At 37.2% G+C, this 15,183-nt stretch carries 12 protein-coding genes, 1 tRNA gene and 1 pseudogene; 8 read left to right on the forward strand and 6 right to left on the reverse strand.

Translation table 11 applies throughout. The features are described from left to right. Positions 1-76 (forward strand) — tRNA-Ala (locus tag AB2N10_RS07735). Between the two features lie 152 nt (positions 77-228). Here the strand turns inward: AB2N10_RS07735 and AB2N10_RS07740 are convergent. From AB2N10_RS07740 to apbC, 3 genes are all read right to left on the reverse strand, one after another. Then, a complete protein-coding gene (locus AB2N10_RS07740) occupies positions 229-417 on the reverse strand; it encodes a hypothetical protein (protein ID WP_369434597.1) in 189 nt (62 codons plus the stop codon). 182 nt (positions 418-599) lie between these two features. Further along, entirely contained in the window at positions 600-1,325 is a 726-nt protein-coding gene (locus AB2N10_RS07745; RefSeq protein WP_369434598.1) for a hypothetical protein, read from the reverse strand. A gap of 464 nt (positions 1,326-1,789) precedes the next feature. Next, a complete protein-coding gene (apbC, locus tag AB2N10_RS07750; RefSeq protein WP_354624287.1) occupies positions 1,790-2,875 on the reverse strand; it encodes an iron-sulfur cluster carrier protein ApbC in 1,086 nt (361 codons plus the stop codon). 236 nt (positions 2,876-3,111) lie between these two features. Here apbC and metG point away from each other — a divergent pair. Together metG and AB2N10_RS07760 are read left to right on the forward strand one after the other, a co-directional pair. Next, a pseudogene (gene metG, locus AB2N10_RS07755) lies at positions 3,112-5,160 on the forward strand (methionine--tRNA ligase). A gap of 305 nt (positions 5,161-5,465) precedes the next feature. Next, positions 5,466-6,764 (forward strand): succinylglutamate desuccinylase/aspartoacylase family protein, encoded by a 1,299-nt coding sequence (locus AB2N10_RS07760; protein ID WP_354624285.1) that lies wholly within the window; start codon positions 5,466-5,468, stop codon positions 6,762-6,764. Between the two features lie 58 nt (positions 6,765-6,822). On the opposite strand, the gene AB2N10_RS07765 is transcribed toward AB2N10_RS07760, so the two are convergent. The 3 genes from AB2N10_RS07765 to AB2N10_RS07775 all read right to left on the reverse strand — a co-directional run bounded on the left by AB2N10_RS07765 (position 6,823) and on the right by AB2N10_RS07775 (position 10,417). Further along, positions 6,823-7,590, reverse strand: coding sequence for a DUF4197 domain-containing protein (locus AB2N10_RS07765; RefSeq protein WP_354624284.1), 768 nt, complete (start codon positions 7,588-7,590; stop codon positions 6,823-6,825). A 44-nt stretch (positions 7,591-7,634) separates the two neighbouring features. Beyond that, positions 7,635-9,776 carry a methyl-accepting chemotaxis protein gene (locus AB2N10_RS07770; protein WP_354624283.1) on the reverse strand — a complete coding sequence of 714 codons (2,142 nt, stop codon included), beginning with the start codon at positions 9,774-9,776 and terminating at the stop codon, positions 7,635-7,637. 422 nt (positions 9,777-10,198) lie between these two features. Continuing rightward, entirely contained in the window at positions 10,199-10,417 is a 219-nt protein-coding gene (locus AB2N10_RS07775; protein WP_354624282.1) for a hypothetical protein, read from the reverse strand. A gap of 413 nt (positions 10,418-10,830) precedes the next feature. On the opposite strand from AB2N10_RS07775, the gene AB2N10_RS07780 reads away from it, so the two are divergent. The 5 genes from AB2N10_RS07780 to pspC all read left to right on the forward strand — a co-directional run bounded on the left by AB2N10_RS07780 (position 10,831) and on the right by pspC (position 14,692). After that, on the forward strand, positions 10,831-12,594 hold the full coding sequence (locus AB2N10_RS07780) for a tetratricopeptide repeat protein (protein WP_369434599.1): 1,764 nt from the start codon (positions 10,831-10,833) through the stop codon (positions 12,592-12,594). Continuing rightward, positions 12,551-13,720 (forward strand): GGDEF domain-containing protein, encoded by a 1,170-nt coding sequence (locus AB2N10_RS07785; protein ID WP_369434600.1) that lies wholly within the window; start codon positions 12,551-12,553, stop codon positions 13,718-13,720. Before AB2N10_RS07780 ends, AB2N10_RS07785 begins: the two co-directional genes overlap by 44 nt. Before the next feature lie 31 nt (positions 13,721-13,751). After that, positions 13,752-14,009: a hypothetical protein gene (locus tag AB2N10_RS07790; protein WP_369434601.1), complete on the forward strand. Its 258-nt coding sequence runs from the start codon at positions 13,752-13,754 to the stop codon at positions 14,007-14,009. 61 nt (positions 14,010-14,070) lie between these two features. Further along, positions 14,071-14,301, forward strand: coding sequence for an envelope stress response membrane protein PspB (pspB, locus tag AB2N10_RS07795; protein WP_354624279.1), 231 nt, complete (start codon positions 14,071-14,073; stop codon positions 14,299-14,301). Then, the gene (gene pspC, locus AB2N10_RS07800; protein WP_354624278.1) at positions 14,294-14,692 is read left to right on the forward strand and encodes an envelope stress response membrane protein PspC; all 399 of its coding nucleotides are present in this window, start codon (positions 14,294-14,296) and stop codon (positions 14,690-14,692) included. Before pspB ends, pspC begins: the two co-directional genes overlap by 8 nt. Positions 14,693-15,183 lie beyond the last annotated feature (491 nt).

The raw sequence follows: 15,183 nt of genomic DNA on the forward strand, positions 1-15,183 counted from the left end.
GGGGCTATAGCTCAGCTGGGAGAGCGCAACGCTGGCAGCGTTGAGGTCTGCGGTTGAATCCCGCATAGCTCCACCACTTTTACTATACCCAACTAGCGCACCTCATTTCACACGACTATTCTTATAAGTACAAAATACCTTACAAATTATTCCGATTGCTATCCCTGTAATAAGCAGCTTGGCAGAGCAGCCATATTAGGCTGCTATCGATTAATTGATACCCGCTAATTAATGAATAGGATAAAAAGGAATAACCGTTTTTTCTTGAAAATATGCCTCAACCGAGGTTAAATCATCACTATTTTCTTCATCTCTCGATATCATAATATTTTTATCTTGCATAACAATAGTTAGCGATTTCTCCTTTCCTGTGACTTCATCATCGCACAACTCCGCAAAGGATAAATATAATTTCACAGTAAGCTGATCATCAGCTATTTTCATTAGCTTTATATCAACCAGACGGCATTTAGCAAAGGGCAAGCCAATCGTTGTCTGTAATGCTTCCTTTTCACTAGCACTTAATGGTTCTTCTTCTTCATCTAAATAATCTGTACGAATTAAACCATCTTTGTTGACCCAAGAAGTTAATGAACTTTTTAAATTACAATTATATAACTCAACATAGGAAGAATTACTAATTTCAAATGTACCTTGATAAAAACATAAATGGTCAACTCTTGGTTCTCTGGGCGTGCTAATTTTTGCACATAAGTGTAGAACTTAAACATAGCCTGATAATTACGTGCATTGTATTTTACAACCTTATTAGGGCGACAATCATTAAACATATCCAATAATGCTTTTTCAACTTGCAAACGTAAAACATCGGTATCGTGAAGAAATGCAACATCAATATTGCAGGTAACATCATCAGAGGAATATAAATCATTATTTGTTACACGATAGTATCCCTGCAAACCTTGATACTGCATTTCTATTAAATTAACACCTTCAATTGGCGAGCCAATTAATTTCACTGAAATATCCCGAGCGGTCAAATAGTCAGAAAAATGATTCTCCTGCTTAATATTTTCAAGGAGTATCAATATATCAGCTCCGGTTTTCTCGACATTAAAAACAATAGAGGGATCAAGACCATCTTCATCTATCAAAAAAGGGGTATCCATCATCGGTTTAGAAGTGCTGAGCATATCCGATTCAAAAATATTAGGTTGATCTATTTTTGAATTTACTTTGTAAAAATCAAATGAAGACGGTTGTTCATCTTGTAAATATTGATGTAGTAGATAAGTGACAATCACGATAGCAACACAAATTAACAGTGTTACTAAAAGTACATTATTTTCTACAAACCTAGGCACAATAAATAACGTTAACAAACAGGCAATAGCCGCAGCGCCAAAAAAATCTTCGGGTTATTAAAATAAGAACATTGATTCGATGGCATTGAGTTTTCAGTATTAGTTGGTTTGGTCATAGTTATTTCTGTATGTTTGTTTAAATTATGTAAGTAAGCGAGTCGTTAATACTTTACTCATTGATACCGATGGTATAGTTATATAATCCAATACATTTAAGAAAAACGGCACTAATTTATCGCGCTCATTTATCGCGGTGCATCATGGGTCAAATAAAGTGACTAATTGTATCATTAGTCACGCAAAAATTACTGAGCAATAGCTCATATTTGCAATCTAAATAAAGATTTTTAGATGATAATTTAACGACTTAAGGATGCAATAACTATTTAGTAACTATTTAATAACGCTGAAAAATAGCACTTTATAATGACCTGTTGTCATTTTACCTTTTATTTGCTAATTAGTTAACGCAATTGAGTAATTGAAATTTGTTCTAGCGCAAGCTTTAAATTGCGATATAAGTCAATTGCAACCGTTTCAGCGAGTTGCAAATAAGGCGTTGATAGCGGACTTTTCGCATCTTTAGCAACCGTAGGGTACCCTTTATCCGTGTCTTCTCGATAAGCAATATGTAAAGGTAGCGCACCTAGAAATGGTAAATTATATTGTTGAGCTAACTTTTTTCCTCCTCCTGTGCCAAAAATAGCCTCCTGATGCCCACAATGACTACAATGATAAACACTCATGTTTTCTATAATACCTGCAACATTAACACCGACCTTATTGAACATGGTTACCCCTTTTTTAGCATCAATTAATGCTACATCTTGTGGCGTGGTTATAACTAATGCACTACTCACAGGGACATTTTGTGACATTGAGAGTTGAATATCGCCAGTTCCAGGAGGCATATCGACAATGAGGTAATCTAACGCAGGCCAATCTGTTTCATTCAGTACTTGCAGCAATGCTTTACTTGCCATCGGGCCACGCCAAATCATGGCCTCTTCTTCCTTAACTAAAAAGCCAATACTGTTACAAACGCAATCATGCGCTTTAATTGGTAACATCAACTTTCCGTCTGCACTTAATGGTTGCGCATCTTTAACACCAAGCATTGAAGGGATAGATGGCCCGTAAATATCGGCATCTAAAATACCAACACTAGCGCCATTTTTGGCTAATGCTAATGCAAAATTAACAGTTACGGTCGATTTCCCTACACCGCCCTTCCCTGAGGCAATAACAATAATGTTTTTAATGTTTTTTAAGCTGCATTTACTGGCATCATTTTGCATCGCCTTAACCTGATGATCAATTTGCCATGAGAATGGCGAAGAAAATAAACTTCCTAATTGTTGCTGGCAATGTTCCTGTAAATTAGCTAACCAATGCGGCGCATAAAAGGGTAAGGTTATTTTGATGAGTGATTTATCTTCATCAACTGAAACGGCATTATTGTCAATAAGTTTAGCCATCACGGCCATATCATCATGCGCCAGCAAACAAGCGTAAACTTTTTCTAATAGACTTTTATTGTTAAAAAACATAGATGCCCCGTTTAATTAAGGAGATTAATAAGTATTAATAGATAATAGATGCAGTTTAGCAAAGCCGTATTTAAATTCATCCACAAAAAAACATCGGCTTTAATCCTTCATATGGCATGGCTTGAACGTATTTAACAGTGGGATTTCCACCATTAATTGGGTAGAATTAACCGCTTAACCCTATTATTTTAGACATAATAAAATTCATTCTCGTTAATTTAGGAAGAATAAATAAAATGGCAAATCAAGATCGTAAAATCCTTGTCACCTGCGCGCTCCCCTATGCCAATGGTCCAATCCATTTAGGACACATGCTTGAACATGTTCAGGCTGATATTTGGGTTCGTTTCCAGCGTTTACGTGGTAATAAAATCCATTTTATTTGTGCCGATGATGCACATGGCACCCCCATTATGCTTAAAGCACAGGAGATGGGAATCGAACCAACCGAGATGATTGCAGATATCAAAGCATCCCATGAACAAGATTTTGCTGGATTTGGTATCAGTTTTGATAATTATCACAGTACCCATAGCGACGAAAATGAATTCCTCTCATCACAAATTTATATTGCTTTACGCGACAATGGTTTTATCGCATCAAAAACAATATCACAGCTTTTTGATCCTGAAAAAGCGATGTTCTTACCCGACCGATTTGTAAAAGGAACGTGTCCGAAGTGTAAGGCAGAAGATCAATATGGCGATAATTGCGATGTTTGTGGGGCTACCTATAATCCAACCGAAATGATTAATCCAAAATCGGCCGTTTCTGGGGCTACGCCAGTTATGAAAGAGACAGAACATTTCTTTTTCGATCTTCCTCAATTTGAAGAGATGCTAAAAGAGTGGACTAAATCAGGTGCTTTACAGACTGAAATGGCTAACAAAGTAGGAGAATGGTTTGAACATGGTTTAAAACAGTGGGACATCACCCGCGATGCACCATACTTTGGCTTTGAAATACCCGATGCACCTGGTAAGTACTTTTACGTTTGGTTGGATGCACCAATCGGTTATATGGGGAGTTTCAAAAATCTTTGTGATAGAACTGATGGGCTTGATTTTGATGAATACTGGAAAAAAGAGAGCAGCACTGAACTCTACCACTTTATCGGTAAAGATATTGTCAATTTCCATAGTTTATTCTGGCCAGCAGTTTTAGAAGGTTCAGGTTTCCGTAAACCAACTGCCGTCAATGTACATGGCTACGTTACTGTTAATGGCGCGAAGATGTCAAAGTCTAAGGGAACTTTCATCAAGGCAAGTACTTACTTAGATAATTTAGATCCCGAATGCTTGCGTTATTATTATGCAGCAAAGCTAACCAATCGCATTGATGACCTCGATCTAAATTTAGACGATTTTACACAGCGAGTTAACTCTGATGTTGTTAATAAATTGGTTAATCTTGCCTCTCGTACTGCCAGGTTTCATTGCCAAAAAATACGAAGGTAAACTATCTAGCAAGGTTGCAGCCCCCGAACTATACCAAGCCTTTATTGATGCTGGTGAAAAAATTGCTGAATTATTTGAAAAACGAGATTTTGCCCGTGCGATTCGCGACATTATGTCGCTTGCCGATGATGCTAATAAATATATCGATGACAAAGCGCCATGGGCATTGGCTAAAAAACCAGAAAATGAAGCAGAAGTTCAGGATATTTGCTCAATGGGTATCAATTTATTCCGTGTTTTGATGACCTATTTAAAACCTATCATGCCCAAATTAGCGGCTCGTAGTGAAGATTTTTTAGTTGAAGTTTTAGATTGGAACAGCATTCAAAAACCGCTTGTGGACCATAAATCAATAACTTTAAAGCGCTATTCCAGCGCATTGAAGCTAAGAATGTCGATGCAATGGTTGAAGCTTCAAAGGAGGCAATCGTCAGTGCTCAATCAAAAGCAGCTGCAGAGGTTAATGACTCTCAATCTGAACTAGATAAAGAACCAATCGCAGCGGAAATTGATTTTGATACTTTTGCAAAAACGGATTTACGCGTCGCATTAATTGCTAAGGCTGAACATGTTCCAAAGGCGAATAAATTATTAAAGCTAACCTTGGATTTAGGCGGGGAAACACGCACCGTCTTTGCGGGCATAAAATCGGCTTACACCCCTGAAGATTTAGAAGGGAAATTAACCGTTATGGTGGCAAACCTTGCGCCTCGTCAAATGAAATTTGGCTTATCTGAAGGGATGGTGCTGGCCGCTGGCCCCGGTGGCAAAGAAATTTACATTTTAAACCCGGACGATGGTGCACAACCAGGCCAACGTATAATGTAATCGTCGCCATTAATATAAAGCCTCATCGCTCAAATCGCTTGAGGCTTTTATTTTTTTAATATTATCTCCACGACCATCAAATAAAATATTTACACTATTATCTATATAGCTATGTGACTTCAAGATGTAAAGTCAACAAGATAAAAATGTCGAGATGCGAGGCATAAAATTAACGTATAGTTTTTCTACATAGCGGTTTTATAAGAAAGCAGATTGCTGCTATTTTCCTTTCCCTAGGGCGCGCTATCACCTGACAGTGCATCTTTAGGTAACCTGGGTTTATACCCCTCATTATTGGAGATATTATGCTATTGCGTGTTTATACAATTTTGACTCTTCTATTTTTCCACCTTCCGCTTTTAGCGACAGAACAAGATGAGCAATATGAAGAGACATTAAATCCCATTTCATACAATAACGCTGAGCAAAATAGTACAGCTATAGATGAGGTTACCACACTACAGGATATTAAAGCCGCCACAGTGGAGAGCCCTGAAAAACAAGTCGATGCAACTAAAATCTGGGAACCATTTGTACTTTTAAACACGATGATTCCAATAAACAGTAGCACGACAGTAAAATGGTATTCAGGACATTTACCCGGCGGTTTTGAAATGGCAACGCCTGTCATTATCATACATGGCAAAGAGCCCGGCCCGACAGTCTGTTTAACGGCAGCTGTTCATGGTGATGAAGTCAACGGAGTCGAAATAGCTCGGCGTATCATGCGCAATCTAACTGCAAGCGAATTAAACGGTACAGTAATTTCGGTTCCTGTGGTCAATATCGATGGATTGTGGCGTAAAGATAGATATATGTCAGATCGGCGAGATCTTAATCGTGCATTTCCCGGTAATCCATCGGGCTCAACCGCATCTAGAGTTGCCTATAGCCTATTTAACAATATTATTCGCCACTGTGATAGCGTTATCGATTTACATTCAGGTTCCATGTATCGTGAAAATATTACTCAATTACGTGCGGACTTAACCATTCCAACTGTAGCGGAAGTAGCGAAACAATTTGGTGCTATTTCAGTTCTGCAGAGTATTGCACCTTCTGGAAGTTTACGCGGTGCAGCAACCTCCATTGGTATACCCGCGGTAGTAATGGAAGTTGGGGGGCCTTTCACCCTTGATATCAAGCTAGTAGAAACAGGTGTAAAGGCGCTTCGTAGCTACCTAAGCTCCATTGATATGTTACCTAGTTCATTTTTTTGGTCTGCGCCACAGCCGATATTTTATGCCTCTAGCTGGATTAGATCTGAACATGGAGGTATTCTGATTAGCCAAGTTAAATTGGGAGAAAAAGTTAATAAAGGTGAATTATTAGGCTCAATTAGTAATCCTATTAACGAGCATGTTGAAACACTTTATGCACCTTTTGATGGTGTGGTATTAGGCCGAGCTCAGGATCAATTCGTGAGTGCTGGCTATGCAGTGTTTAATCTCGGTGAACGACGTGATTTTGAAGAGTTAGAGCAACAGGGTGAACAAATAAAGAAAGACAGCGCAGAAAAAACAGCTAAACAGATGGGTATAGTTAATCTCCCCAATAAGAGTGACAATACCGATAATGATAACAAGAATAATGAAAAAGAATAATGAAAAAGAATAAGAGACATCGCTTGGTTTACCACACTTAGCGATGTCTCAATATTTTTTATTGATTTCCAAACACTTTTTTTAATAGATCTGTCGTTTGCTGAACAGGGTTTTCACGAATGGCAGCCTCTTGTTTTCCCATGTAATAAAAGATGCCATCCATACCTTTAGTAACCACATAATCAGTTAAATTAGCCTTTACATCAGGAAGATAGGGAATATCCACCAACTGCTCAGTAATATTGTCATAGGCTTGTATAGCACCAACTTCAGCCAAGCTATCGGTCACGATAGGTGCCATTTCCTCACGTAACGAGACAGACATTTTATTTTTAAAATAGCGGGTCGCTGAATCATTAGGACCATTATAAATTTTTTGTACATCGCTGAATGTCATTGATTGTATCGATTCAACAAATAGAGCCTGTGCCTTTGGTGTAGCCGTCTCAGCTGCACGATTTAATTTAAGTTCAAGATCATCAACAGCATCGCTTAGCCCAATTTGCCCTAACACTGGTCGGATTGATTCAAACTCTTGAGGTAAAGGAATATGGATTGCTTTATCTGCATTAAAACCATCAACGATGCCGAGTTGGGAAACGACTTTATCTGCTGCTATTTGTAATGACTCTTTAAAAGCCATTGATATTTCATTATTACTCGCATTCGTCATTATTGACGGTGATTGTGCTTGTGGGCTCTCCTGCGAACTCATATCGGATGCCAGATCTTGTACTGTATCTAACCAACCAGCCTGAAGGGGGGCATGTAAGGTAAACAACGCCAAAATAGTCATTATTTTACAAGAAGGTTTTAAATAAAACATATTACATACTCCCCACTAAAATTATTCATGTTAATCACGGTCAATTACTTATTCACTTTAAACTGCCCAACTAATAACTGCTGCTGCATTGCTAACGAGGCGATACCTTCACCTACCTTTTCAGATATTTCCGATTGTGCAAGAATGCTTTGACTCAGTTCACGAATATTAGCGACATTGATATTTACTTCACTTGAAACCGATCTTTGCTCTTCCGCTGCGTTAACAATTTGACTATTCATTCGCTGAATGTCTTCCACAAACTCAGAAATATCCGTCAAACTCAGCACCGCTTTTTGGACTTGTTCTGCTGCGCTAATTGCCAAGTCATTACCTTGAGATATTACCCGAGTAACACTTTGTGTTCCCGATTGCAGCTCTTCAATCACCCCTCTTATTTGTCCGGCAGAATCATGAGCCCGGCCAGCAAGTAGCCTAACTTCATCGGCAACAACAGCAAAACCGCGCCCTTGCTCTCCTGCTCTAGCAGCCTCAATAGCCGCATTCAGCGCTAACAGGTTTGTTTGTTCAGAGATACTTTCAATAACTGAGAGTATAGCATCAATATTACTGCTATTATTTTGCAACTCTAAAGCAATAGGCACCGCCTCTGCCATTGTCGTCACTAACTGTTGCATTGAATCCTCAGATTGTTGAACAACTTCACGCCCAGTTTGGGCTGCCTGCTCGGCTTGATAGGCAACTTTTACCGCATGATTGGCATTATCGACCACCACACTCGATGTTTGCGTCATCTCTTCAGATGCAGTCGCAACCATATCAGTTTCTTTAAATTGCGCTTCACTACCTTGACGAAATTGTACCGCTAACTCACTCGCCTCTTGTGACGTTTTGCTCATAGAGTCTGATGTCTGTATCACTTCTTTAATCATGCCCTGAAGTTTGTCTAAAAAACGATTAAACCAATTTGCCAATTCACCAATTTCATCATTATTTCTGACATTGAGTCGTTGTGTTAAATCCCCCTCTCCCGTTGCAATATCTTGTAGCCGTGCAACAACTTCTTTAATGGGTGCAACTAATTTAAATGCAGCAATCCATATGACAAACAAGCCAATAAGCGTCAATGCTATTCCCGTAAGAATTTGTGTTTTAAATGTTGCTGCTGTTTGCTCTTCAATTAATAAATCCAAGGAGATAGCATCACCTAACACTTTTTCTCTAGGCATAGTGATCACAATACCCCAATTGGTATTAGCAAGTTTAATAGGCATAAATACCGTCAAAATTTGTTGGTCATCACTCCACCGCGACTGTGGATGCCCCTCAGATAGCCAATTTTGTAACTGCGCAGACATGCCCCTTTGCGGTGACATTAATTGCCCGATTTCAGATGGCTCGCTGTCACCAGCAACTAATAGACCGTTATTACTTATAATAGATAAGTTACCAGCCCCATCGAATAAAGCCGTGTCGGCATCATTGGCATAGCTTTGCAAGACATCAATCTTCAAATCAATCCCCATGACTCCGATAATGGTATCTTCTTTACGTAATGGCACAGTAATTGTGCTCACCAAACGCATCTCACCATTCTCATCATAGGAATAAGGATCAATAACACAAATACCTTGATTATTAATACTACAGGTATACCAAAAATTATTAGGCTGGCCACTAGTAGTAAGAGAAGCATCACTTATCTGTTGTTCGCTTTTAATTTTTAAGGTCACTTCATTGTTCGTATTCTTAAACCAGTAAGGGGAAAAACGTCCTTGCTCATTTGAACTCACGTATCCCGCATTGACATAATTTGCATCTTCACTATCTAACATATTTGGAATAAAGGTGGTAAAGGCGGCATACATATTGTCAAAATTTAATACAGATCGTTTTAATAATTCTGAGACGGATTTTCTTAAATCTTCACTCCCAGTAAAATTCTCTTCGGCATTAAATTGTAAAAAACTAATACTATCCGCTAACATTTCTGCACGGTATACAGCTTCATCGAGATATTTTTGTACGATTGATGATTGCGCTCTTGCTTCTTTCATAAGCAGTAATTCGGATTTATTGCCAACTGAAAGAGTACTCTGCTGCTGAATTGTTTTTTGATTTTCGGTAGAAGAATAGAGAGCAAAAGTGATTAGCGATATAGCGACTAATAGCAGACAACAGCCCGATAATAGGGTGATTTTCCATTGCACTGATAATGATTTCATAATGACATCCTTGAAAGTAATAAATCAATCCACTCGCTTGAATTGATTGCCACCTATTTAAAAGCTAATAACTAGGTAGAGCATGGTAACTAAATGAATAGTATAAACTATTTTACTAAAGTAGCATATTTACGGCTATTCAATATACCATGTTATAGGAATTCCTTTAATTATATGATTTATTTATGCGTAGGAATAAATAGATGGTAGCGAGGCATTGATTGCAGTAACTAGTTGTATTGGTGACTTTGCATCTTGGAGTAAGATAGGTATATACAGCGGAGGCGTAACGCTACCTATTTTATTATTTGTATAATAAAAACAAACAAATCACATAAAAATTGGGCAGATACAGTCAATACTAGTTGCAATAAGGATCTGCCCATCATTCATAAAAGATGATTACACATTATTTTACATAATTAATCATCAAAATCATCGCCAAGTAACTCTTTAAGTTGTTTTTTGTCTTTATAATATTCAATATCGCGTCGCACATGGCCTTTCGCACGACCTCTATGATCTTGATGTTCTTTACGAGCATGGATTGAATCCTCTTCCCAGTCATCATCTTCAAATTCCCATGCCGCTTCATCATCATCGCCATCAAACTCCTGAGAACTATTACTACCATTTCTCATTTCAAACTCCAAAAAAACTAATTAATAATCACGGTGCAATAGATATTGGTCTTACAATAAAAAGACCAATTTCTATTCTTTTAAATCGGGCTAATTATTACCTTTTTTAGTGAAAAAAAAGAAACGATTCTTTAGTATATTTTTTTATAAAAAACTTTTTTTTAATTACCAACACCACAACTCATTTATTTACCATTTTTTAAAAAAAAATATGACCGCTATCACCACATGAAAAATGATATGTCGTATAGGTATAATTCATGACTTTTTCAACTTGCAATATTTTTTCTAATAATTAGTATTAATTTTTCACATAACATTGATACCAAGCATACAACTATATTAACTAGCAAAAGACCATAAACAGTCGCTTCGTATGCAATAAATTATTTACAGTTAAGGTAATTTTAGGCATGTCACAAATGCATGAACAATTTCATAATAGCTTATTGCTACAATGGCAATCGGTTATGCAAGATAATACTGTATTTAACTTTTACGCTACATCAACTCCAGCTAATTTTGGCTATTTTAGTTGTTCATTCTCTAAGCATACAGAATCTCAAATTAAACTTATTCGTTTGTTGCCTAGTTCAACTTATACTCCCTACAGCTTTATATTTGCATTTTTAAATAATGCATTATCAGATTCCCCCTATTCTTTGCAAGAGGCGGTTGAAAAAACGACCCAATATAAACCGCTACAAAAAACTTTAATGGCAATTTTACAAAAACGGCCATACAAACGACCTGAGATTTTCATAACGGATTATCTGTTTTTTGAAAACAAAGCTTTTACCGATGCCATTATTAAATTAGTTGAGATACTAATTACCACACCAACAATATTTTCCATCATTGGTTGGCAGTATGCCTGCCCTTCCGACCTTAAACTTTTAAAAATATTAGCTAAACATAATATAAGCGCACCGCTGTTAGTGCTCATCTCTATTGATACACAGCATGCATTAACGCACCGACAAGATGATGAAGAATGGGAAAGTTTTATAGACTGGCTTGACGATGCTTATTTATTACATAAAGTACCAAATTTCAAAGCAATACCAATGACAGGCACTCAACTAGAGTCACTACAAACTTTAAATTTTGAATTAGTAGAAAAAAATATTCTTTTAATGGCATGGCCTGAAGCAATCTCGTTAGCACGGTTTCTCCTAGAGAAAACAATGCTGCCTGAACAGTTAAAACAAACGCTACGTTTAAGATTATCCGAAGCGTTACTATTTGATGGACAGCTAGATAGTGCACTCAATGAACTTGAGATGTTACAAATATTTAGTGAGCAATTTAGTTGCCATGACGAAAAGATACATCTACTTAATTTACTGAGCTTAACGCTAACACGAAGGCAAAACTTTGATGATGCTATTGTGCATGCTGAATTAGCCTATCAAGCAGCTCAACAAGCTAATAATGAGCAGCTGATCATACAGTCTTTATTTATAAATTTTTTCGCACATCACAAATCATCATCCCCTATGCCTTTGCAGGAATTTGATCGATTAAATCTTAGTTTACAACAACATAATATGGATTGTTCTCGCTTATATCTATTACGTAATTATTATACTTATTTACGATTCTACGATGAGTTAGATCCTATTATTGCAGTTGATGTGACACATTTAGCAATGCAAATTGCACGCGATATGGGACACACACAGGGAATTGCGGCGAGTTACCACAGTAAAGGCATCATCTATTCCTACTGTAATCGCTATCATGCTGCGGATCGCTGCTTTGCTGTCAGCTCACGTATTCATTCTCAAATAGGTGACCAAAACGAGTGTTTAAAAATTCATAATGGTAAAGGCTACTTTAACAACTTACGAGAGCAATATCGGGATGCACAAAAAGAATATTTGTCCGCATTCAATATCGCTAGCCAAATAGATAACGATTCGGAGCTGGTCGTCACATTATTTAATTTTGCATGGCTCTATTTCTGTACCAATAATTACCAACATGCAATCACCATACTCGACCAAATTGTGCGAATTTGTCGGATCAGGCAAATAACCCATTTTCCATTTCGCAACATATACGATGTCATAAGCCTAAAGGGTTACTGCCATGCAAAGCTAGAACAACTCGCCAATGCAGAGCAATGTCTTGAACGAATGCAAGGACTCCCCTTTAAACCTTCGAACAGCTGAATTTTTACGGGCTTTATTACAAGGCTCGCTGTACAAAGTAAATAATAAACTTCAACAGGCCCGCGAAGTCTTTGAAAATGCACCTAGCATACTCAAAAATATTATCGATTTAGATACCTGCCTGTTACCTAAATGCCATTTAGAATTGCTCGAAATTTATAGCGCACAAGGTGAATGGGAAAAAACTCATTCACTCATAGATAACAGTTTATTATTATGCGAAGCTCTTTCTATACCACGCTACAGGGATATTTTTAACAACCTCAAACAACATGTATGGCACAAACAACCAATCTCTGCATATAATTTTACCTTTTTTCCACTGCCAGAGACTCCTCTACCGCTTAATAAAATTGTACGTAGTGCAAAACAGTTAACCCAACTCCGTCAAGCACAACAACACGTGCGTGAAATACAATTAATTAATCGTTTGCATAGCTTGCATGAAAATTTTAACTGTAGCCAAGAGTTAACCGATGAAGCGCTTAAATTAATATGTGGAAAATTTAATATACACATTGGTTTTATCCATCATCTCAATGGCAATAAGTGGTGTTTGTGGAATCAATTCGGAGAAACTGACAAACAAACAGAGGTCGATTACTGTTTAAAACAAGTATTCAATAGCAAAAAGCCATTCATAGAGAATGGTTTCTATACTCAAGGTGAATATGGTAAACGAAGCACCTACAATTTTATTACTAGCTTTCCAATCTTCGTAGATGGGCATCTTTATGCAGCCATGACTCTAAAATGTGTGAATGTTAATCGTTATTTAAATCAACAAAATAAAAATATACTCAGTATAATTTGCCACCAACTCGGCAACCAAATTCAACACCTTCATCATCACGAAAACTTAATAAAAATGTCGCAAACAGATCCCTTGACAGGATTATTTAATCGTCAAGCACTACTTTCACGACTACAACAAGAGCTGCTATTACATGCTCAAAATGATACTAGCCAACAATGCGCACTCGCCTATGTTGACCTTGATAATTTTAAGTTAATTAATGATCGCCTTGGCCACGACATCGGTGATAAAGTCATTTATGAATTTTCTGAACTGTTATTAGACTCGGTCAGAAGTGTTGATATTGTTGCTCGATGGGGGGGGGGATGAATTCGTCATCATTTTCCCAAATGCAAATAAAATGCAAGCAAAAATAGTGGCACAACGTATATTATCAAGTTTACAAAAGCGATCTTTTTTGAAGCCGCTATTATGCGAATGGTCCAATAAAAACGCCATTGTCGAAACACTCCCCAATCTAACTTGCTCAATCGGCATCGCTGACTGCAATGGCATGTCCTATGAAAACCTCAATGAAGAGTGGTTGCTAAAGCAGGCCGATAGTGCATTATATGTAGCTAAGTCCGAAGGAAAAGGCAGGGTAAAAATAACCTGTTAAGTACAGAGCAGCGTCAATCGTATATACTATTTATACCCATGATACATGACGAGGAATTAATATGAGTTACCTTATACTACCACTAAGCATTTTTTTAGTTTTTGTCGCTCCGTTGTGGTTGTTTCTACATTATCGCGATAAAAAAAATAGCAATAAAGCCCTCTCTTCACAGGATCAGGAAAAACTGCAAATGTTACTTGAACGTTGTGACGAAATGCAAAAACGCATCATTTCATTGCAAGCTATTCTTGATAAAGAAGCACCACAATGGAGGAACAATAAAAATGAATAATCAGAATAAACAATTATATAGAGATCCCATCAATGGCAAACTTGGTGGTGTATGCGCGGGTCTAGCAGAATACTTTTCCGTTGAAGTATGGCTTATTCGTTTAATTGTTATTTCTGCATTTTTATTTACCGCTGGCTTTTTAGTCTTCATCGCTTACACCGCAGCTTATTTTATATTGGATGAAATGCCTGAGCAGCGAAAATGGCAACAAAGTATCTACCAAAAACATAATGTGAAAAAGAAAGCATGGGAATATGGCGCTTCAGCAGCAGAGATATTAGAAAATAGTGAAATTGACTTAAATACTATAGAGTCAGAAATAGAAAAAATGGAAAATTATGTCACTTCATTTGCCTTTAAAATGAATAATGAATTCACCAATCAAAAATAGGTAACAATTTTCCCTATACATGATTTTGCACCTATTCGCGATATTGATAGCAATACAACAATCACCTTGAACAATAATAATATTTGAGTAATAACGCAGACTACACCATACTTAATTGAATCTAATAACCTCTGAGCACCAAAGGTCAATAATGAAAACCTTTATTTCACAATACTGCTTATATTATTTAACAATTTTATACTTTGTTACTCATTTTTTTCATCCGGTGCAAGCGAATGAGAGTCTATCTCGACCTCAGTTACGTTACCCTGAAATCATTGACTCTATATATCAGGACAAAGGCAATGGCATAGCGCTATTATGGCAAAATGAAGAATTAATCAGTGAATTAAAAAAACAAATTTTTGTGTTTATAGTCGCTGGAATTGATAATCAACTCATTAATTCTTACCAAGCCTTGCAAAAAGCAGAACAACAACATGATCCGATCCTTTTTGATCAATTAGCATCTGATTTGTTACTTTTTTATC

It is taken from the genome of Psychromonas sp. MME1 (genome assembly GCF_041080865.1).
GTDB lineage: Bacteria > Pseudomonadota > Gammaproteobacteria > Enterobacterales > Psychromonadaceae > Psychromonas.